Below are 21318 nucleotides of genomic sequence, written 5' to 3' on the forward strand. Positions count from 1 at the left end.
CCACTATCTACAGAGAAGGGGCGCCCGGTTGGAGCGCCCCTTGCTTAGGGTTTGATGAGGTTTTGAATCGTCTGTATGCTAGCGGCGCTTACGGGTGGCCGTTGCCTTGCGGACGGAGGTCTTCTTGGTCGGAGCCTTTTCCTCGGTCGCGGCGACGGGGGAGACCGGGGCCTTCTTGGCGGGTTCGACCTTTGGCGTAGCCTTCGGAGCGGTCTTGACCTTAGCGGCCTTCGGTGCCGGCTTGGGCTTTGCTTCGGGCTTGGTCTCCTCTTTGACGGCGGCGGGCATAGCCTCTGCCTTAGGAGCGGCAGCCTTTGCCGTGGTCTTCTTGGCCGTCGTCGTGCGCTTTCGCGTGGTGGTCTTGGCAGCGGGCTTGGCCTCGACGGTTGCCTCCGCCTTGGACTCTGCAGGCGTCTCCTCGACCTTGGCTGCCGGCTTTGCGGCTGCCTTGGTCGCGGCGGCCTTGGTAGCCGTCGCCTTCGTAGCTGTAGTCTTCTTGGCGGTCGTGGTTGTCTTCTTGGCAGCGGTCTTTGCCGGTGCCTTTGCCGCAGCCTTAGCCTCGACGGCGTCGGCCTTTACCTCGGGAGCAGCCTCGGCTTCGGCGGCCTTCTTGGCAGCTGCGGTGGTGCGCTTGCGCGAGGTCGTTGTCTTGACAGCGGTGGTCTTGGTTGCCGTCGCCTTGGCAGCTGTGGCCTTCTTGGCCGTCGTCTTACGAGTCGTGGTCTTCTTGGCCGCAGGCTTCGCAGCGGGCTTCACCTCAGGCTCGGGCTCGGGAGTAGCCTCGACCTTCACCTCAGGATTGGCCTTTGCGGGCTCAGCCTCAACAGGCTTCTCCTCGGCCTTGGGCTCCTCGGCGGCCACCGGTTCAGCAACAGCCTCAGGCTCGTCGACAACAGCCGCCGGCCTCTCAATCTCCGGATGCATAAAGAAGTACAGGTCCAGATACTTGTCGGCCGAGCGTGTCCAGCTAAAGTCCTGGCTCATGGCCTGCGTGACCAGTTGGTTCCAGGCATCGCGGTTGTCCCAGAACAGGCGTGCCGCGCGGAACACGGCGTCGCCCATCTCGTCGCCGTTAAAGTTACTAAACGAGAATCCCGTGCCCTCGCCGGTAAACTCGTTATACGGGATCACGGTGTCCTTCAGACCACCGGTCTCGCGCACGATGGGCAGGGTGCCGTAGCGCATGGCGATGATCTGCGACAGGCCGCAGGGCTCAAACTTCGACGGCATCAGGAACATGTCGGCGGCAGCATACATGCGCTGCGACAGCGCCGGATCGAACTCGATGCGCGCGGCCATGGTGCCGGGGTACTTGTCCTGGAAGTAGCGCAGGCCGTCCTCGTAGTCGCGGTCGCCGGTGCCCAGCACCGCCACCTGCACGCCGCCGGCCAGAATGCGGTCGAGCGCGTACATGACCAGGTCCATGCCCTTTTGGCGCGTCAGGCGCGTGACCATCACCATGAGCGGGCGGTCGTCGCGAACCTCGAGCCCCAGCTCTTCCTGCAGCTTGGCCTTGCACACGGCCTTACCAGAACGGTCCTCCACGGTGTAGTTGGCGGCAATGCGCTTGTCGGTCGCCGGGTCAAAGCCCGCCACGTCAATGCCGTTGAGGATGCCCTGCAGCGCATAGGAGCGCTCGCGCAGCACGCCGTCCAGGCCCTCGCCAAACTCGGGTGTCTGGATCTCGTTGGCATAGGTGGGGCTCACCGTGGTGATGGCGTCGGCATAGCGCAGGGCGCCCAGCATATAGTTGATGCTGCAGGCGTCGCAACGCAGCTGCGAGGCGGCCGCCGGAATATGCGCCACGCCCAGGATGTCCTCCATCACGGTGTCGCTAAACTGGCCCTGGAACGCCACGTTATGGATCGAGAACACGGTCTTGACACGGTCATACAGCGGCAGGCCCTGGTAGAACTCGCGCAAAAACACGGGCGCCAGTGCCGTCTGCCAGTCATTGCAGTGCAGGATGTCGCACTCAAAGCCGGTGGGCAGGTGCTGCAGGCTCTCGGTGATGGCCTTGGAGAAGAACGCAAAGCGCTCGCCGTCGTCAAAGAAGCCGTACGGATAGTCGCGCGCAAAGTAGCGTTCGTTGTCGATGAACATATAGGTGACGCCGTCGTGCTCGAGCTTCTCGAGTCCGCAGTACTCGTTGCGCCAGCCCAGGCTCACGTAAAAGTCGGAGAAGTGCTCCATCTGCGCCTTGTACTCGTCCTTGATGGTGGCGTACTTGGGCACCATGACGATGACCTCGGCGCCGGCGCGCACAAGCGCCGCGGGCAGCGAGCCCGCCACGTCGCCCAGGCCACCGGTCTTTACAAACGGTGCGCACTCGGCCGAGGCAAACACGATCTGCATCTTTTTGCTGGAATCTGCCATATTGTCTCCCATGTTGCAATTCGAGAATAGCCGCCTGGCGCTAACCGGGCGGCTATTCTACATGTTACGAGCGATGTTGCGGTGCCAACGTTAACGTACGATGGTGGTGTCGGAAGTTAACGGAGCCTTGCCCAGCACCAGGATGTTCTCGGGCGTGCCGCGAAGCTCGGTGTTGGTGGGGACCACGTTGTTCTTGTCCAGGATGGCGTTCTCAACGCGTGCGCCGCTCTTGATGATGCAGCTCTGGTTGATGATCGAGTTGGTCACCGAAGCTCCCTCCTCGACCACGACGCCGCGTGACAGGATTGAGTTGCGCACGGTGCCCTTGATGATGCAGCCGGCCGAGATGATCGAGTTGCACGCGTGGCTGCCGGTCGCATAGCGCGAAGGCGGCACGTCGTGGGCCTTGGTCAGAATCGGGCGCTCGGGGTCAAAGAGCTGGTCGGCGACGGTCTGGTCGAGCAGGTCCATGCTGCGGCGATACAGCGACTTCTCGCTAAACACGCCCACGACCTCGCCCTTGTACTCGTAGCTGCACACGTCGATGTTGCCAAAGTCGCCCTGGAGCGCCTCGAGCAGGTCCAGATAGTCTGCGGCCTGGTAGTGGTCGATAATCTCGAGCAGCGTCTCGCGGTTGACGATGCAGCAGTCCATAGAGGCGTTGTCGCCGTATACGACGCCGGCGCTCACGCCCGTCAGGCGGCCGTTCTCGTTAATCTCGAGCTTGGTCTCGTCATCGACATTGCGCGTGGCCTTGCAGTACACCACGGTCATCTGGGCGCCGGAGTTCTCGTGCGCGTCGATGATGGTGTTGAGGTCCATGTTAAAGATGATGTTGGTGCCCATCATCACAACATAGGGCTTGTCCGAGCGCTGGAACAGCGTCTTGTTGGAGATGATGTCGCGCAGCAGGAAGCGCATGCCGCCCTTGGTGGTGCCATACGCGTTGCCGGGCACCATGAACAGGCCGCCCTTCTTGCGATCCAGGCCCCAGTCCTTGCCCGAGCCCACGTGGTCGATCAGCGAGCGGTAGTTGCCCGGCATGACGACGCCGACGGTCTTAATGCCGGCATTCATCATGTTGGACAGCGGAAAGTCGATCAGGCGGTAGCGGCCCAAAAACGGAACAGACGCGATGGGGCGGTCCTTGAGCAGCACGCTGCCGTAGGTCGAAGAGTAGTTAGCGGTGATATAACCGATGGCCTTGCGATTGATCATCGGATCATTCCCCCTTCCCGATAACGACGTCATTTCCAACGACGGCCGTATCCTTGGTGGTATCGACAGAGCCGAGCTTCACGCCCTCTTCGACCGTGGAGTTCTCGCCCAAAATAGCGCGGCAGATGTGCGCGCCGCTCTTAACGTGCGCACCCGGCAGCAGCACGGAGTCCTCGACCACGGCGCGCTCCTCGATGATGACATCGGTCGAAAGGATCGAGTGGCGAGCGGTGCCGTAGATCTTGCAGCCGTTGGAGACCAGGCAGTCGTCCAGGCGGCCGTCCGGGCCAATGTAGTGCGGCGGACGCGTGGTGATGTTGGACATGATGGGGAAGTGCTTGTCGAACAGATCGAACTCGGGGTTGTTGCCCAACAGGTCCATCGAAGTCTCGTGGAAGCTGGCGATGGTGCCGACGTCCTTCCAAAAGCCGTGGAACTCGTAGCTGTACAGGCGCTTGCCCTCGCCGAGGAGCTTGGGGATGATGTCCTTACCAAAGTCGTGGCTCGAGCGCTGGTCCAGAGCGTCCTCCTCGAGCGCCTCGATCAGCACGTCGGCCGAGAAGATGTAGATGCCCATGGACGCGAGGTTCGAATCGGGCTTCTCGGGCTTCTCGGTGAACTTGGTAATGCGGCCGTCCTCGGGGTCGGTGGTCAGGATGCCAAAGCGGCTGGCCTCCTCCCACGGCACGGGCATAACGCTCACCGTGAGGTCGGCGTTGTTCTCAATGTGCGTCTTGATCATCTTGCGGTAGTCCATGCGATACAGGTGATCGCCCGAAAGAATCAGGACGTACTTGGGGTCGTTGGCCTTGATGTAGTCGAGGTTCTGCGTAATGGCGTCGGCCGTGCCCGCATACCATGCGCCACCGGTCTGCGTCTCGTACGGCGGCAGGATTGACACGCCGCCGTCGCGGCTGTCCAGATCCCACGCCTCGCCGGAGCCCACGTAGGCATGCAGCAGGTAGGGACGGTACTGCGTCAGAACGCCCACCGTGTCGATGCCCGAGTTGGAGCAGTTGGACAGCGAAAAGTCGATAATGCGGAACTTGCCACCAAAGCTAACCGCCGGCTTGGCGATCTTTTGGGTGAGTGCCCCCAATCGGCTGCCCTGTCCTCCTGCGAGGAGCATCGCGATGCATTCTTTCTTACTCATCGATTTCTCCTTCTGTCATCGATGTTCCTAACCCATTAGCGACGGGCGCGGCGCACTGTCACGCCCGTCGAGTAATGCCGTGCGGCAAAGGGAGCTCGCGCGCCTTTACGCGTGCCAGATCTCGTCGCGGTACTCGCGAATGGTGCGGTCGGACGAGAACCAGCCACTCGAGGCGGTGTTGAGCAGGGCCTTGCGGTTCCAGGTCTCCTGGTCGCCGTAGCTGCCCGTGAGGTTCTCCCATGCATCCACGTAGCTACGGAAGTCAGCCATGACCAGGTCGGGGTCGTTGTTGTTCATGAGCTCGTTGTAGATGCTCTCGAAGTTGCCCGAAAGACCTGCAAACGTGTTGTCCTTGAGCTCGTCCATCACGCGGCCCAGACGCTCGCGGTCGCCGTTGAGGGTATCCCACGCAAAGTAGTTGTTGGATGCCCAGAGCTGCTCGACCTCGGGAGCGGTCAGGCCAAAGATGGCCTCGTTCTCACGGCCGGCCAGGTCGGCGATCTCGATGTTGGCGCCGTCGAGGGTGCCCAGCGTAATGGCGCCGTTCATCATGAGCTTCATGTTGGACGTGCCCGAGGCCTCCTTGCCGGCCGTGGAGATCTGCTCCGAGATCTCGGCGGCGGGGTAGATGAGCTGGGCGTTGCTCACGCGGAAGTTGGGGATAAAGCAGACCTTCATGACCTCGTTCACACGGGCATCGTTGTTGATGACCTCGGCGACGGAGTTAATGAGGCGGATGGTCTCCTTGGCGAAGGTGTAGCTCGAGGCAGCCTTGCCACTAAAGATGAAGGTCGTCGGCGTCACGTGGAAGTTGGGATCGGCGATGCGACGGTTGTAGATGTCCATCACCTTCATGATGTTCATGAGCTGGCGCTTGTAGGCGTGGAAGCGCTTCACCTGGACATCGAAGACGGTGTTGGGGTCGATGACCAGACCGGTCTCGGCCTTAACGTAGGCGGCCAGACGCTCCTTGTTGGCCCGCTTAGAGGCACCCACGGCCTTCAAGAACTCGGTGTCGTCCTTAAACTCCTTGAGTTTCTCCAGCTCAAAGGCGTCCTTAAGCCAGCCATCGCCAATGGCCTCGGTCACGAGCTTGGCGTAGGTGGGGTTGGCCTCGGCAAAGAAGCGACGGTGCGATATGCCGTTGGTCTTGTTGTTGAACTTCTCGGGCGTCAGGGCATAGAAGTCCTTGAGCACGATGTTCTTGATGATGTCGGAGTGGATCTTGGCCACGCCGTTGACGCTATGGCTGCAGATCACAGACAGGTTGGCCATGCGAATCTCGCCGTCCCACAGAATGGCGGTCTGGCGCAGACGCTCCTGCCAGCCCTCCTGCGTGGTGTCGAACGACTCGTGCCAACGGCGGCTGATCTCGTCGATGATCTGGTACACGCGGGGGAGGAGCTTGGAGAACGTGCCGATGGGCCACTTCTCTAGAGCCTCGGGCAGGATGGTGTGGTTGGTGTAGCTCACGACCTGCGTCACGATGTTCCAGGCGTCGTCCCACTCGAGCTTCTTCTCGTCGATGAGGATGCGCATGAGCTCGGGGCCGCACATGGCGGGGTGAGTATCGTTGGTGTGGATGGCCACAAACTGCGGCAGCAGCTCCCAGTTCGCGCCGTGCTCCTTCTCAAAGGTGTCGAGCAGGCTGTAGATGCCGGCCGAAACAAACAGGTACTCCTGCTTCAGGCGCAGCAGACGACCGTGCTCGCCGGCGTCGTTGGGGTAGAGGATGGCGCTGATGGCCTCGGCCTCGGCGCGCTCGGCATCGGCCAGGGCATAGTCGCCGCGGTTGAAGGCCTCCAGGTCAAAGTGCTCCTCGACCGGCTCTGCGGCCCAGACGCGCAGCTTGTTGACGGTCTCGCCGGCATAGCCCACAACGGGGATGTCATATGGGACGGCCAGGATGTCCTGCGTGTCCACCGTGCGGTAGAACGTGCGGCCGTTCTCCTCAAAGCCCTCGACGCGGCCACCGAACTTGATGGTCACGGCCTTGTCCTGACGACGGACCTCCCAGGGATAGCCGTGGGTGAGCCACTCGTCGGTGGCCTCGACCTGGCTGCCGTTGACAATCTCCTGCTTAAACAGGCCGTAGCGGTAGCGCATGCCGTTGCCGTAGCCGGCAATGCCCTCGGCTGCCATGGAATCCAGGAAGCATGCGGCCAGACGGCCCAGGCCACCGTTGCCCAGAGCCGGATCGGGCTCCTGGTTCTCGATGACGGACAGGTCGAAGCCCATGTCTTCGAGCGCCTCGGCGACCATGTCGCGCACGCCAAAGTTGAGCAGGTAGTTGTCGAGCAGGCGGCCGATCAAAAACTCGATCGAGAAGTAGTACACGCGCTTCTTGCCCTCGGCGGCGACGCGGGCGTCGCTCTTGGTGGCAACGGTGCGCGCCTTCTCGGCCACGAGCTTGGCCAGGGCGTTAAAGCGGTCGAGGTCACTGGCGGCCTCGACGCTCTTGCCGCTGATGCTCATGACGGCATCGCGATAGAGCTCGGTAAACTCCTGCTTGTTGTCGAAGATCTTATTCATACGTTCCTTTCCCCCGGGGATGTTTCTCCCGGAACGGTTATGACTTACATCCTACGCCCCCGCGGGGCGGGTAATTACAGCTGTAACGGTTTTGTTACGCATCCTTGGCAGACGGCTTAACAGAAGCAGACTTGGCCTTGGTAGCGGCCTTTTTGGCAGCCGGTTTCTTGGCTGCGGCCTTAGCAGCGGGCTTTGCGGCAGCCTTGGCCTTGGCCTTGGTCGTCGTAGCCTTGGCCTTAGCCGGAGCCTTCTTAGCAGCCGCAGGCTTGGGCTTCACCGAAGACATACGCTTTTTGGGCGCAGCCTTGGGCTCCTCGACCATGGGCGGCTTATAGCTGCTGGGACCGCGACGCTTAAGCACCACGCCTGCCAGACCGGGCACCTTAATCTCAATGGAGTCCATCTGTCCATTCCAGGGATAGGGCTCGCTCGAACAGGTGTAGGGCTCCTCACCGGCGTATCCGCTGCCACCGAACTCGGGGCGGTCAGAATCAAAGATGACCTCCCAGTCACCCTCGCGCGGCACGCCCACGCGGAAGCTCTCGTAGCTCGCCGGATCAAAGTTGATCAGGATCACCAGGTCGTCATCGACGTCCTCGCCCTGGCGCACAAAGCTCACGATGGACTGCTTGGAGTTGTCCGCGTCGATCCAGGTAAAGCCGTCGTCGGTGTAGCCGCGCTCGTACAGGGCGGGCTCGGCGGTGTACAGGTGGTTGAGTGCCTTGATAAACGCCTGATGATGACGGTGGGTCTCGTACTCCTCGGTCAGGAACCACTGGATGGACTCGTAGTAGCGCCACTCAATAAACTGGCCGATCTCGTTGCCCATAAAGTTGAGCTTGGCGCCAGGGTGCGTCATCTGGTAGAAAGCCAGCGTGCGCAGGCCGGCAAACTGACGCCACCAGTCGCCCGGCATGCGGCCGATGAGCGAGCACTTGCCGTGGACGACCTCGTCGTGGCTCAGCGGGCAAATAAAGTTCTCGGTAAAGGCGTACATGATGGAGAACGTGAGCAGGCCGTGGTTGCCGGGGCGCCACGGAAAATCGGTCTGCATGTAGTGCAGGGTGTCGTTCATCCAGCCCATGTCCCACTTGTAGTGGAAGCCCAGGCCGCCGTCCTGCGGCGGGTAGGTCACGAGCGGCCACGCGGTGGACTCCTCGGCCATCATCATCACGTCAGGGAAGTGGGCCTCCACAGCGCAGTTGACCTGGCGGATAAATGCGCTGGCGTCCAGGTCCTCCTCGGTACCGTACTTGTTGAACTTCTTTTGCCCCGGATCGTCGATGCCAAAGTTGAGGTACAGCATGCTGGACACGCCGTCCATGCGAATGCCGTCAACGTGGAAGTTCTCGAGCCAGTACAGCACGTTAGAGACCAGGAAGGAGCGGACCTCGCCGCGGGCGAAGTCGAACTTGTGCGTGCCCCAGTTGGGGTGAATCTCGTGCTCAAACAGCATGTGACCGTTAAAGGTGGCAAGGCCGTGGGAGTCGGCGCAAAAACCGCCGGGAACCCAGTCCATGATCACGCCGATGCCCGCCTTGTGACACGCATCGATAAAGTGCATGAGCTGCTGCGGGTCGCCATAGCGCGACGTGGCGGCATAGTAGCCGGTCGTCTGGTAGCCCCAGGAGCCATCGAAGGGATGCTCCATAAGCGGCATGACCTCGATATGCGTGTAGCCCATGTCGTGCACGTAGTCCACGAGCTCGACCGACAGGTCGTCGTAGGTGTAGAACTCGCCGCGCTGCGCGGGGAAGGGGTCCATGGGACCGGGGTAGTTGCCGTACTCGTCCGGCTCGCCCTGCGGTGCATCGCCGTGGCGCTTCCACGAGCCAATATGCACCTCGTAGATATTGAGCGGCTGCGACATGTGGTTGTGGCCGGCACGGCGCTTGAGCCATGCGGCATCGTTCCACTTATAGCCGTCGAGTGTCCACAGCACGCTCGCAGTACCCGGAGGGCACTCGGCCTTAAAGGCATACGGATCGGCCTTGTAAAGCTTCTCGCCCTCGTTGGTCTCGATGAGATACTTATAGAGCTGGCCTTGTTCTGCGCCAGGAATAAAGCCTTCCCAAATAGCGCTCGTATGCACGGGCACCAGCGGGTTGGCTTCCTCATCCCAGTCGTTAAATTCGCCAATGACATGCACGCTCTTTACATCGGGCGCCCAAACGCAAAAACGCCAACCGCGCGTACGGTTCTGCGTGTCGGGGTGCGCGCCCATCTTTTCCCAGCTGCGCTCCCACGTACCAATGCCAAACAGATAGACATCGTCCTTGGTGAGCTCCGGCGCGTGCGGGGCGGCTTTACGGGTAGCGGGCTTTTTGGTTGCTGGCTTTAGCTTTGTATCGCTCACGTTTGATCCCATCATGACGCGGCAGCGTGTTGCCTTGGTGACTAGATGCGAAAGGTCCAAGGCTGCACGAATCGAAGGGACGGCGATAGTTCTATGATTCGTTCCACCTCGCGTGCTCGGTGGAACTTTCGGCAGAAACTACGATAACACCTGTACGTTACTTTTATGAAGGAAAGTAGTTTTGGGGCGACGTTTAATCGGTAAGCGCCATGTTTAGACCACTGGCAGAATTGCCGTGGTAAAACTCTTGACAGTTTTACCAATTAGGGTTTCAAAATTGTCAGTCTGACGTTTGGTAAAACGTTTTTAGCAGGATGTTTACCATTTGACATCGAAAGGTTCGTTTATGTCCCAGACCGCCGCTCCCAATGTCGCTTTTATTTTCGATTGCGACGGTACACTGGTTAATAGCACCCCCGTTTGGGCCTATGCCCAGCCCGAGTTATTGCACCGCCACGGAGTTGACGTGACGGTCGACGATTTTGCCCAGTTTGAGCATTTGTCGCTCGAGGACGAGTGCCAGGCCTACCACGACACGTGGGGCATTGGCGAGAATGGCGAGGAGCTGTATCGCGAGCTGAGCAACATCCTGATCGATGGCTACTCCAAGGTGCCGCCGCGCGAGGGGCTCTTGGCATTTTTGGAGCAGGCGAAGGCGGCGGGCATTTCCATGTGTGTGGCTACGTCCACGCCGGACGAGCTGGTTAAGTCTGCGCTTGCGGGCGCCGGGCTCGATGCCTACATAGAGTTTGTGACCACCACCGGCGAGGCAGGACGCTCCAAACAGTTCCCCGATGTGTACGAGTTGGCGCTGCGCCGCCTGGTGGAGCGCCATGGGCACAAGTTTGAGCGCACATGGGTGTTTGAGGACGCGGTCTTTGGCCTAAAGAGCTCTGGGGTCGCCGGCTTTAAGCGTGTAGGTATTTATGACCCGCACGGCCGTATGAAGCGCGACGACGTGAGTGCCAACTGCGATATCTTTATCGATAGCTACGAGGATCTTGACCTGGCCCGCGTGCTTTCGTTTGAGGGATAGGCGAGGGTCGTGGTTTGCAAGGTATTAGTGGTCTGCGGCTCGCCCGTGGTGGCGAGCGCAGATCTGTTGCGTAGGCTAGCGGGGGAGTGCGACCACGTTGTCGCCGTGGACCGCGGACTCGACGCGCTGCTGGGCGCCGGGCTGGGCTGCGACGTATATGTGGGGGATGCCGACACGGTGAGCGACGCGGGCCGTGCGTTGGTCGATGCCGCCGAAGCATTTGAGGTGGAGCGTCATGACCCCTACAAAGACTATACCGATCTGGCGCTGGCGCTCGATTCCGTCCGACGCCGCTGGCCGGGTGCCGAAGTGGTTGCGACCTGCGCCACTGGCGGCCGTCCTGATATGGCCCTGTCCGTACTGGGGTTGCTTGTGGGCTACGATGACGCCCCAGTCTGGATTGCCGAGGACAAGGTGGTCTCCCGCATCCTTCGTGCAGGTGAGTCGTGGACGATCGAGGGCGCCGAGGGCAAGACATTCTCCATCATCGCCATTGCCCCCAACACCAAGGTAAGCGAACACGGCCTAGAATGGGAGCTAGACCACAGCCCCCTGGGCCTGTTGGCCGACACGGGCATCAGCAACGTCGTCAGGTCAACAGCCACGATCCAAGTCCACACCGGCACCGCCATCGCTTTCCTATATCAATAGGCATTTAAAGTCTGACTCAAAAAAGTCCTTGCACGCCGCGTCAACTTCCCCTATAGTATCTCCTCGTCACGGGGGCGTAGCTCAGCTGGGAGAGCGCTTGACTGGCAGTCAAGAGGTCAGGGGTTCGATCCCCCTCGTCTCCACCATTGTGAATCCAAAGGCCTTCGGAATACCGAAGGCCTTTTTTCATGCCAAAACACCTCGTGCCGCAAACCCACACCAACACCAACAAAAAGTTGCACAATTTATTTCCCATATCTGTACATAGTTTGTTAGACAAACGCGATTATCAGTGTAGATCGCCGTTCCATTTGGGCTTCAGGAACGCCCCTAATCAGCTGTTAGCATCCCATTAACCTGCATCAATGTGAATAACACCCCAAAACAACCCCCTTGAACACGCTAAATGAACGAAATGTTGTCCGCTATTAACCTAATCAGTTTCGCTATCAGCTTGTGCTAGGATACCTAACGTGACATGAGTTCAACTGTGCTCACGACTTCAGCAAGCCACAAAGTGCAGGGTCGATCAGCATCCGGCCGTAACGGCGGTGTTAGAAAAACCACGAGCTCCAATATCGATTGCTATGCACGTTTTTTCACTTACTTTTGCGGCTATTTATAAGTTCGCATTAGATAGTGCGATAAGTTGTTACGGCAAACCACAGCAGTTCTACAGCTGGCTGCGTGCGGTCCAGTTTTGTACCCGCTTGACTGGGCTGCACGCAGCCAGCTGGGGACGCGGTCTTTTTGCGATACACGTCCGTGTCTCTAGCCGCTGCATTTATACATACCGTTCACGGTGGGGCAGAGCCACGTGCTTGTCTAACTGGGCTCAGGGTTTGAATATGGAGCGCCTTCGCGCACAAGCGCCCTGGCGAAGCCATACCCAAACCCCGTGAGCCACACGTAAGACAGCAAGGGGGTGGTGCTCGTGTGGTATGTGATTCAGGTCATTAACGGTCGCGAAGACGTAATGCGCGAGCGCATCGAGCGCGTGGTGCCGGCTGGTGCCATGCAGGAGCTCTTTTACCCCCAATTTCAAACCGAGATAAAGGTACACGGCGAATGGGTCAACACGACCAAGCCGCTCTTTCCCGGTTATCTGATCTGCGATACGGCAGATCCCCGCACCGTGCAACAGTATCTGCTGCGCATGGACGACTTTGCCCGGGTGCTTTCCCAAGACGGTCAGTTTGTGCCGCTGGCAAAAGAAGAGGTCCAGCTTATTGGCGGGTTTACGCATAGGGGAGACCGCGTAGTGCCCATGAGCGAGGCCTTAAAAGACGGCGACAAGGTCGTAGTGACGGCAGGTCCGCTGCTGGGCCACGAGGGCCTTATCAAAACCATTAACAGACGCAAGAGCACTGCTTATTTGGAGCTCGACCTGTGCGGTCGACGCGTAACTACGCGCGTCGGCCTTGCCGTGCTTTCAAACGAGCAGCGCGTCATGCGCAACCTAAAAAAGGCGATCGCCTAGCTGCTGGCGGCCGCTGCACAGAACAGGGAGGATCCCCGACCCGGGGTCGAAGTGTTGGAAGAGAACGTGTCGGATAAAACAGAATATGCAACGGATTCGCCAGCGGGTGCGGCGCTGATTGCTCAGGCCATGGACCGGCGTGAGGGCGCAGTCCGCTACAGGGCCATGCAATCCATCATGGACTGGGATCGCTCGCGCCTAGCGTACCGGGCCGTCAAGCGCGCCTTCGACATCGTGTTCAGCGGTGCCGTGCTCGTTTTCATCGCTATCCCCAGCCTGGTGTTGGCAGCGGCTATCCGCCTGGAGAGCGAGGGCAGCCCCTTCTACAGCCAGATTCGCGTGGGCCAGACCCGCCCCGACGGCAGCCTGACAACGTTCCGCATGTGGAAGTTCCGCAGCATGTACAAGGATGCCGACGAGCGCCTCGCTGAGCTCAAGGAGCAGAACGAGATCGCCGGCGCCATGTTCAAGATGAAGGACGACCCGCGCGTCACCAAGATCGGTAGGTTCATTCGCAAGCACTCCATCGACGAGTTCCCGCAGTTCCTCAACGTGTTCCTGGGCCAGATGTCCGTCGTCGGCCCGCGCCCGCCGCTGCCCAACGAGGTGGCAGAGTACACAGAATTCGACTTGCAGCGCCTGGCCGTCAAGCCCGGGATCACCGGCTGGTGGCAGGTGACCGACCGAAATTCAACTGGGTTCGACGGAATGGTTCAGCGCGACCTGGAGTACATAGCCAAGCGCGGTCCCGTCACGGACCTGAAGATTATCGTCCTCACGGTTATCGAGGTCATCACCGGTAAGGGTGCGTGCTAGATGCGCATCGCGATGATTGGACATAAGAGATACGGTTCTCGCGAGGGCGGCGTGGAGGTCGTCGTGACCGAGCTCGCCCGCCGCATGGCGGCGCTCGGCCACGAGGTCACCTGCTATGACCGTTCCGGTGCGGACGTCATGACCGGCGATGCCGCGGATTGTCGCGAGCGCGTCGTCGACGGCGTGCGCGTCGTCCCCGTGAGGACGATTGACAAGAAGGGGCTCGCCGCGCTGAGCTCCTCGTACTTCGCCACCCTGGCTGCCATCCAGGACGGACCCGATGTGATCCACTACCATGCCGAGGGCCCCTGCGTGCCGCTGCCTTTGGCAAAGCGTGCGGGTATCCGAACTGTGGCCACCATCCACGGCCTGGACTGGCAGCGCGCCAAGTGGGGAAGGCTCGCCAGTACGTACATCAAGATGGGGGAGAGGGCTGCTGCCACCAAGGCCGACGGCCTCATCGTCCTGTCCAAATCGGCCCAGTCCTACTTCGATGGCGCTTACGGCCGCACGGCGACGTTCATCCCCAACGGTATCGAGCCAAAGCAGCCGAAGCCGGTCAACCAGATAAAGAGTAGATGGGGCCTCGATGCGGGCTCCTACCTGCTGTACCTGGGCAGGCTCGTCCCCGAGAAGCGCCCTGAGCTCCTGATCGAGGCGTTCAAGAAGCTCGACACGGAAAAGAGACTCGTCATCGCCGGCGGCGGATCGGACACATCCGAGTACGAGGCGTCCCTTCGTGAGGCCGCGCAGGGCGACCCACGCGTCCTCTTCACCGGGTTCGTTAACGGCGAGCCCTTGGAAGAGCTGTACTCCAACTGCTTTGCCTACGTGCTGCCTTCCGACGTGGAGGGAATGCCCATGAGCCTGCTGGAGGCCATGGCATACGGCCGCTGCTGCGTGACGAGCGATATCCCCGAGTGCGCGGATGTCCTGGCTGATGCGGGAGCGACTTTCCTTAGGGGGGATGCTGCTGCGCTTAGGGCTTCGCTTGAGAGTTTATTGGCCGATCATGCTCGAGTTGCCGCTATGGGCGACGCTGCAAATAAGCGTGTCCTCTCTACTTATAACTGGGGTTCTGTCGTTGCGCGTACTCTCGATCTGTATAAGGAAATTCGTTAGATGAAGATTATCCTTGTTAACAAATTCCACTATCTCAAGGGTGGGTCGGAAACGTATTACTTTGGTCTCGCCGAAGGTCTCAAGGCTGCCGGTCATGAGGTTCATTTCTTTGCCATGGAGGGGGATAATAATCTCCCGTGCGAAGATGCCGACCTATTTGTTTCGGCAAAGGATTACAATGGACCCTCTTCGCTCACGCAAAAAGTCTCCGCTGCTGCCTCGCTTATCTATTCCAATGAGGCTAAAGAGAAATTCCAGGCAATGTGTGAGCGGGTACAGCCAGACGTTGTCCATATGAACCTCGTTCATCGCCAGATTACCCTGTCGATCCTCGATGCCCCTTACCTTAAGGAGCATGGCGTCCCCGTGCTCTTCACGGCCCATGACTATATCCTTGTTTGTCCCAACTATCTCATGCTCGATGGTAGAGGAAGCGTCTGCGATGCCTGCCTGGGCGGCAAGTTCTCAAACTGTCTCAAGCGCAAGTGCGTTAAGGGCTCTACGGCTAAAAGTGCTATTGCCTTTGCTGAGGCTGAATATCTTAGGCTGAGCCATGCTTATAACAAGATTGATAAGATTGTCTGCCCCTCGAGCTTCATGGTGCAGAAGACCATTGAGGGCGGACTTGAGTCAAATCGTGTTTCCCATATGACTAATTTTTGTTCTGCGGAGACGCTTGAGCTGGCTCACTCTGATTTTGACTGTACTGATTACAAGAGCCCGTACCTTCTATTCTTTGGAAGATTGTCCAAGGAGAAGGGCGTCGATCTTCTGATTGACGCTTTTGCCTCGATTGAAGACATGATTCCCGATTGGCGCCTTGTAATCGTCGGCGATGGCCCCGAACGTGAAGCGCTCTCACAGAGAGTCGAGAACTTGTCCTGCAAAGATCGAATTGAGTTTGCGGGATATCAGACCGGCGCTCCGCTCCAAAACTATGTCGAGAGAACATGCCGTACTCGATCGTTGAGGCATTTGCCTCCGGCACGCCCGTTGTTGGCGCGCGTATCGGAGGCATACCGGAACTTGTTCGTGAAGGCGAGACCGGGTTTGCTTGCGAGCCAAACGATTCTCATTCATTAGCCGATGCAATTATTCGTGGCGTCGAGTTCATTGGCGACAAAGATACGTACCGCGAAATGCAGCAGAAATGCCGCGACTACGTTCTGAACAATTGCGACCAGTCCAAGTACATCGAGCAGCTTACTAAGCTCTACCAGGAGCTTGTTGATTCCAAGAAGAGGGGATAGACCCATGGCCGAAAAGAAACTCAACGGTACCGTCATCGTAACCTACCGCTGCAACGCGCGCTGCACCATGTGCAACCGCTACAAGGCTCCCAGCCGCCCGGAGGAGGAGCTCTCCATCGAGACCATCAAGAAGCTCCCCAAGATGTACTTCACCAACATCACCGGCGGCGAGCCCTTCATCCGCCAGGACCTCAAGGACATCGTGCGCGAGCTCTACAAGAAGTCCGACCGCATCGTCATCTCCACCAACGGCTTCTTCACCGACCGCATCATCGACCTGTGCGAGGAGTTCCCCAACGTCGGCATCCGCATCTCCATCGAGGGCCTGCAGCAGACCAACGACAAGATCCGCGGCCTGGAGAACGGCTACAACCGCGGCTACGCCACACTCAAGAAGCTCGTCGAGCTCAAGCACCCCGACGTCGGCTTCGGCATGACGGTTCAGGACCTCAACGCGCCCGACCTGGTGCCCCTCTACAAGATCTCGGACGAGCTGGGCATGGAGTTCGCCACGGCGTCGCTGCACAACAGCTTCTACTTCGTCGAGGCAAAGAACATCATCCACGACCGCCCCATGGTGGCCAAGAACTTCGAGGACCTGGTCAACGAGCTGCTAAGGTCCAACAGCCCCAAGAAGTGGTTCCGTGCCTACTTCAACCACGGCCTCATCAACTACATCTACGGTCAGCCGCGCCTGCTGCCCTGCGACATGGCGTTCGACACCTTCTTCATCGACCCATACGGCGATGTTATGCCCTGCAACGGCACCAAGGACAAGGAGGTCATGGGCAATCTCAACGAGGAGTCCTGGGACGAGCTATGGAAATCTGACCAGGCCGAGAGGGTCCGCGCGAAGGTCCGCTACTGCGACCGCAACTGCTGGATGATCGGCTCGGTGAGCCCGGCCATGCACAAGTACATCTGGAAGCCCGGCTGGTGGGTGCTCAAGCACAAGGTGAAGGCCATCTTCACCAAGAAGCCCTACGACATGCACGAGCTCAAGATCGTCCGCGACTACGAGGAGGGCCGCGTGACCAAGGAACAGCTCGACGCCTGCTCGACCTGCGACCTATGCGCCAAGATCAACGACGGCCTGTCCGAGGCGTCCAAGGCCGACGCGCACGTATACGAGACGCATGAGGCAATGTAATGGTCGTTAAGAGCATTCATCATTCTTCAGTTTTGCCTAACGAAGGAAGCTTTTTTCACCCTAATAGGACGGCAGAGCATTTCCGCAATCGCGCGCGGAATATGAACCGAGCTGACTTATTTCTCTTCGCGGTTTGTGAGCTATTTACACTGTTTGCCGAATGGATTGTTGGCCAAAAAATAAATATCAATCTTGCTGTTCTATTTACCTACGCTTTATTTCTCTGGGTGTTGTACGTTCGAGATAGGCGCTTTATTCTAGAGTTCTTCTGGCTTGTAACTATGGCGACACTCAACATTCTTGGGACTTTTTGTTGCGATGAGGGGTTATTTCTTGTTGAGCTGAATTACGAGAGCTGGTATCTTTGCGCAGTCGCCCCCCTGGTGGCACTGTATGTGATTCTGTTTACCGTTATTGAGATGTATAGAATCACAAAAGCTAGCAGCTGTCCTGCTAGAGATATTAGTTGTAACGATGACCGCTCTAAATACAACTGGTTTTTATTGATAGGGATAGTTATTGCCTTCTATCTATTTGCGCAGGTGGCGGCTAATCCTTATTTTAAAGCGGGAACCTTAAGACTTGACTACGCTTCTCAGTATATGAACTCTTTTAGCGTGAGTCTTAGAACATATTTACCCTTTTTTCTGCCAGTTGTTGTAATGGCCTGGAAGTCTGGCAGCAGGCTTGCTCCGGTCGCATTCTTATTTCTAACATTTGGTTTTTATTTTCTTGAAGGAGATAAATTCGGCGTTTATTTTTTCGCCGCGTTTATTCTTTCGCTTTCCGTCTTGCCTACCTTAAGCGACGGAAAGGTAAACACAATTATTAAGGTGTTGTTTTCCTTTTTTTGGCTGCTAATTGGGGTCGTATATATACAAAGAATACTGCTATTTGATGATTCATTCGCTGAATTCATTGATGCAATTAATCAACGCCTGGCTCAGCAAGGTGAAGTTTGGTGGTCAATTTACATGCATGGCAGGGGGTCTTCGCTACCAGCAGTTAATTTCTCAGATGAAATCAACGCAATTTTAAATCCAGCGTTGCAGTCATCCTTTGATTTTGGTCAGTGGCGAATGATGCGAGTGGCTTGCGACTATTCAGCATATTCTGCATACAGGATTGAAGTCGGAAATCCATACACTGCGACAACAACTGCCTCTCTTGTAACTTATTTTGGCTATTTCGGTGCGACTATTTTTTACATGTTTGCTGGATGGGTGTATGCGTCATTGATCCGTAATGCTTCGATTGCCTTTAGTGCATGCAGGGTTATAGAGTCCATGGTCTACGTCAAGCTCATATCCCTTGCTGGGAATATCCTTTTTGCTTCTGATGTTACGTATCTCTTTTCACTCCAAGGGATCGTATATGTTGGCGCCCTGGTTGCTCTGACATTAATACGTGAGTGCAATAAAGATTCTTTGATTCAAGCTGGTCGTTAGAAGAAAGACTAAGAAATGCCGTGTTTTAATAACAAAAAAAATGATGTAATTATTATTGTTGAACATTTAAACCGAGAGCTTGAGAGCGCGTTGCTGCTTGAACGAGCTCTCGATGAGCGCCAAATTACTTCGAAAATCGTTTTTAAGGGATGGAATGAAGGGCCTGCAAGCTGCTTTATAAGACCAAAAGTAATCGTTACGCCGTGGTGCTATGACAATAAAGACATTAAAGCCCTTTGCGGCTACCGTGGTGGTTTCGCAGACGGGTCCTTTGACATTGTCGACTTACATAGCGAACAGGTTACAACTCCAGATGGGCTTTCATTTGTACTTCCGATAGATAGGGCCAAACAAACATTTCATATTTGTTGGGGACAGTTTTTCAGCGATGCTTTAATTTCTGTTGGAGTTGATGCATGTCGGATCTGCATTGCTGGTTCCAACAGGCTCGATTTCTTCCGAGAAGAATTTCGAAATTTAAGCCTAAGAAAAGAACAACTTGGAAAAGAGTTTGGAATCGATCCTGCCAAACCCTGGGTCTTATTTATTGGCAATTTCTCTACAGCATTTTTTACCGACGAGAGAGTTGCCGAGCTTGATGCGAGAGGGCTGTTTAATACTGCTGAAAACCGAGAAACGTCAAAGCGCGCTTATAATGAAACGCTTTCGTGGATGGTTGATGCCTTATGTGATTCTGTGTTTAAAGACGTTGAATTCATTTATCGCCCACATCCTTCTGAGCCGTTGAGTGAACGCCTTCAGGAGATTGAAGCTGAGTTCACAAATCTACATGTTATTAAACAGCATGCCATTCGTGATTGGTTTTTAAACTGTGATATTGGCTTGACTTGGTGCAGCACGTCGTCCGTTGAAGCTGCTTATGCCGGCTTACCTATTTTTGCGCTGCGACCATTTGAGATTCCTGCACATCTCAAATTTGAGCTTCTTGAAACCATCGAAAAAATTGATTCTTCTCTGGAGCTTCGAAATATCATTACACGAGTCCTTCGCGGTGATAGTGGTCAACATAATGTTGAGTTTGTAAACGATATTTCGCTTTATTACAAAAACGGTCCAAATTCTGCAACTGACGAAATCGCTAACGTAGTCGAAAAGATAATTTCTAACAATTCTGGGCGCTTTGCCTGTGAGCGTTCTCCTTTTTATTGCATCAGGAAAGTTCTGGGTTTTGCCGTAAAGCAAGCGGCTTTCTATTCAGGTCTTATGCGAAAGGTGCCCTCGTGGCGAATCCTTGCCGATGACCATATAACTCAGAAGCAGCTTACTCGAAAGCGAGAGTTAATAAATGGTTAATTCGCGTAACATGCTAAAAAGCTTTGCAGGTTTTTCGATTGTGCCAATAGCGTCGGGTTTAATAACAATATTTGTTATACCTATTGTGTCGCATGTATTTCCTGAAGATGAATATGGGAAAATTAATTTGTTTTACTCCATGGGCACTTTGCTTATGACGGTTTGCATGCTTGGCTTGGATAGCTCTCAAATTCGATATTATTTTGAGCCGCCTAGTGGACTAACGAAAGGGTCCGTTAGATCAATCGCCATGATTGTGGGCGTTGGCATTGACCTTGTTTTAGTCTTGCTGACAGTCTTTGTTTTTCCTAACGAGGTGTCGAATTACTTATTTGGCGAGTCAAACGTTCCGTTGATTGTCTGTATGGGAATATTTGTCGCCGCATTAGTTGTATTTCGCGTAGTTAATACTGACGCTCGTATGGAAGGCAAAGTTGGACGATACAACTCCCAGGCCATTCTTCAGAATGTAATTACAAAAATATCATTTGTTGCAATTGGTTTGTTGTGGACGACTTGCTATGGAGCTTCCATTGTTGCGATGACGCTCTTGATGGCACTTGTTTCTCTATGGTTCTTGTACAAACAGCGCGGAATCTTTTCTTTCGAGGGAGCATGCGCCACTTTAAGTAACGTTAGAGTGTTGTTTGCGTTCGGTATTCCCATGATGGCGACCTCTTTCGTTCTAAATTTAAATGGAATGGTCGGCAAGATTGCTCTTTCGGGAGCAGGCCTTTATGCGGCTGTTGGCGTTTTCGCTATAGCAACAACTCTCTCTAATGTGTTCACTATTATTCCAACTGCGTTTACGACTTATTGGTCGCCATTTATGTATGCGCACTACGAGACGGACAAAGATACAATCAGGCGAGTTCATGATCTTGTCATGTGGGGCTCGGCTGGTCTCGTTGCCTTGATTTTATGTTTTCAGAACTTACTATTCATGGTAGTTGGTGGAGGTTATGCAGCCTGTCAAGCTTACTTTATGCTTGTGATGACCAACCCCATTCAGGCGTTGATATGTGAGACGACATCATATGGGATCGTACTCAAGGAAAAACCTATTTACAATGTAATTTCCTCGTCACTTGGGGTAATCATTAGCGCCATTGTGACTATTAATCTCATTGAATCTCTCGGGGTTCTTGCTGCGGCTCTTGGAGTAGCTGCTTCCTCTGTAGTCATCGGGGTTTTACGAACTGTCATTGGCCAGCGATATTACAAGAGCATTTCAAGTCCACTGAAAACAATGATAACGTCTGGCCTTATTTTAATTGCCTGTGGCGTCAATGGGCTAATCTGCTCATCCCTGTCCCTTGAGTTGATTGCTGGCGTGACGTTGTTTGTCATTGTCACTATTTTGTACCGCAGTGAAGTGGTTGGTTTTTTCCGATCGTTAATTGGCCGATAGGTAGC

14 protein-coding genes, 1 tRNA gene and 1 pseudogene are annotated in these 21318 nt (G+C 56.2%); 11 read left to right on the forward strand and 5 right to left on the reverse strand.

Translation table 11 applies throughout. The features are described 5' to 3' along the window. Positions 1–78: 78 nt before the first annotated feature. The 5 genes from glgA to glgB form a co-directional block, all read right to left on the reverse strand. On the reverse strand, positions 79–2376 hold the full coding sequence (gene glgA, locus DXB86_RS04845) for a glycogen synthase GlgA (RefSeq protein WP_199410988.1): 2298 nt from the start codon (positions 2374–2376) through the stop codon (positions 79–81). A 90-nt stretch (positions 2377–2466) separates the two neighbouring features. Continuing rightward, entirely contained in the window at positions 2467–3594 is a 1128-nt protein-coding gene (gene glgD / locus DXB86_RS04850) for a glucose-1-phosphate adenylyltransferase subunit GlgD (RefSeq protein WP_117736345.1), read from the reverse strand. A gap of 4 nt (positions 3595–3598) precedes the next feature. Then, entirely contained in the window at positions 3599–4747 is a 1149-nt protein-coding gene (locus DXB86_RS04855) for a glucose-1-phosphate adenylyltransferase (protein WP_117736346.1), read from the reverse strand. 105 nt (positions 4748–4852) lie between these two features. Continuing rightward, a complete protein-coding gene (locus DXB86_RS04860) occupies positions 4853–7279 on the reverse strand; it encodes a glycogen/starch/alpha-glucan phosphorylase (RefSeq protein ID WP_117736347.1) in 2427 nt (808 codons plus the stop codon). 94 nt (positions 7280–7373) lie between these two features. Then, positions 7374–9650 (reverse strand): 1,4-alpha-glucan branching protein GlgB, encoded by a 2277-nt coding sequence (glgB, locus tag DXB86_RS04865; RefSeq protein WP_117736348.1) that lies wholly within the window; start codon positions 9648–9650, stop codon positions 7374–7376. A gap of 331 nt (positions 9651–9981) precedes the next feature. Here glgB and DXB86_RS04870 point away from each other — a divergent pair, with 331 nt between their 5' ends. From DXB86_RS04870 to DXB86_RS04920, 11 genes and pseudogenes are all read left to right on the forward strand, one after another. Then, positions 9982–10671, forward strand: a complete 690-nt coding sequence (locus DXB86_RS04870; RefSeq protein ID WP_117736349.1) for an HAD family phosphatase — start codon at positions 9982–9984, stop codon at positions 10669–10671. A gap of 9 nt (positions 10672–10680) precedes the next feature. After that, entirely contained in the window at positions 10681–11322 is a 642-nt protein-coding gene (locus DXB86_RS04875; protein ID WP_117736350.1) for a thiamine diphosphokinase, read from the forward strand. Between the two features lie 70 nt (positions 11323–11392). Next, positions 11393–11468 (forward strand) — tRNA-Ala (locus DXB86_RS04880). A 782-nt stretch (positions 11469–12250) separates the two neighbouring features. Continuing rightward, positions 12251–12802 carry an antiterminator LoaP gene (gene loaP, locus DXB86_RS04885; protein ID WP_233504154.1) on the forward strand — a complete coding sequence of 184 codons (552 nt, stop codon included), beginning with the start codon at positions 12251–12253 and terminating at the stop codon, positions 12800–12802. Positions 12803–12868: 66 nt separating this feature from the next. After that, entirely contained in the window at positions 12869–13618 is a 750-nt protein-coding gene (locus DXB86_RS04890; RefSeq protein WP_233504155.1) for a sugar transferase, read from the forward strand. Further along, positions 13619–14740: a glycosyltransferase family 4 protein gene (locus tag DXB86_RS04895; RefSeq protein WP_117736352.1), complete on the forward strand. Its 1122-nt coding sequence runs from the start codon at positions 13619–13621 to the stop codon at positions 14738–14740. After that, a pseudogene (locus DXB86_RS04900) lies at positions 14741–15885 on the forward strand (glycosyltransferase); the annotation flags it as partial. Between the two features lie 109 nt (positions 15886–15994). After that, entirely contained in the window at positions 15995–17140 is a 1146-nt protein-coding gene (locus tag DXB86_RS04905; RefSeq protein ID WP_117736353.1) for a radical SAM protein, read from the forward strand. After that, the gene (locus tag DXB86_RS04910) at positions 17140–18588 is read left to right on the forward strand and encodes a hypothetical protein (RefSeq protein ID WP_117736354.1); all 1449 of its coding nucleotides are present in this window, start codon (positions 17140–17142) and stop codon (positions 18586–18588) included. The genes DXB86_RS04905 and DXB86_RS04910 overlap by 1 nt, the downstream gene beginning before the upstream one ends. Positions 18589–18603: 15 nt before the next feature. Then, on the forward strand, positions 18604–19902 hold the full coding sequence (locus DXB86_RS04915) for a hypothetical protein (RefSeq protein WP_117736355.1): 1299 nt from the start codon (positions 18604–18606) through the stop codon (positions 19900–19902). Next, the gene (locus tag DXB86_RS04920; RefSeq protein ID WP_117736356.1) at positions 19895–21313 is read left to right on the forward strand and encodes a lipopolysaccharide biosynthesis protein; all 1419 of its coding nucleotides are present in this window, start codon (positions 19895–19897) and stop codon (positions 21311–21313) included. The genes DXB86_RS04915 and DXB86_RS04920 overlap by 8 nt, the downstream gene beginning before the upstream one ends. Positions 21314–21318 lie beyond the last annotated feature (5 nt).

This window comes from Collinsella sp. OM06-18AC, from assembly GCF_003438785.1.
Taxonomy (GTDB): domain Bacteria; phylum Actinomycetota; class Coriobacteriia; order Coriobacteriales; family Coriobacteriaceae; genus Collinsella.

Excerpts from the sequence above, each read along its gene's own strand:
- DXB86_RS04855 (WP_117736346.1), bottom strand. The coding sequence starts at position 4,747 with ATGAGTAAGAAAGAATGCATCGCGATGCTCCTCGCAGGAGGACAGGGC.
- glgA (WP_199410988.1), bottom strand. The coding sequence starts at position 2,376 with ATGGCAGATTCCAGCAAAAAGATGCAGATCGTGTTTGCCTCGGCCGAG.
- DXB86_RS04920 (WP_117736356.1), top strand. The coding sequence starts at position 19,895 with ATGGTTAATTCGCGTAACATGCTAAAAAGCTTTGCAGGTTTTTCGATT.
- DXB86_RS04910 (WP_117736354.1), top strand. The coding sequence starts at position 17,140 with ATGGTCGTTAAGAGCATTCATCATTCTTCAGTTTTGCCTAACGAAGGA.
- DXB86_RS04895 (WP_117736352.1), top strand. The coding sequence starts at position 13,619 with ATGCGCATCGCGATGATTGGACATAAGAGATACGGTTCTCGCGAGGGC.
- DXB86_RS04860 (WP_117736347.1), bottom strand. The coding sequence starts at position 7,279 with ATGAATAAGATCTTCGACAACAAGCAGGAGTTTACCGAGCTCTATCGC.
- DXB86_RS04905 (WP_117736353.1), top strand. The coding sequence starts at position 15,995 with ATGGCCGAAAAGAAACTCAACGGTACCGTCATCGTAACCTACCGCTGC.
- glgB (WP_117736348.1), bottom strand. The coding sequence starts at position 9,650 with ATGATGGGATCAAACGTGAGCGATACAAAGCTAAAGCCAGCAACCAAA.
- glgD (WP_117736345.1), bottom strand. The coding sequence starts at position 3,594 with ATGATCAATCGCAAGGCCATCGGTTATATCACCGCTAACTACTCTTCG.
- DXB86_RS04870 (WP_117736349.1), top strand. The coding sequence starts at position 9,982 with ATGTCCCAGACCGCCGCTCCCAATGTCGCTTTTATTTTCGATTGCGAC.
- DXB86_RS04915 (WP_117736355.1), top strand. The coding sequence starts at position 18,604 with ATGCCGTGTTTTAATAACAAAAAAAATGATGTAATTATTATTGTTGAA.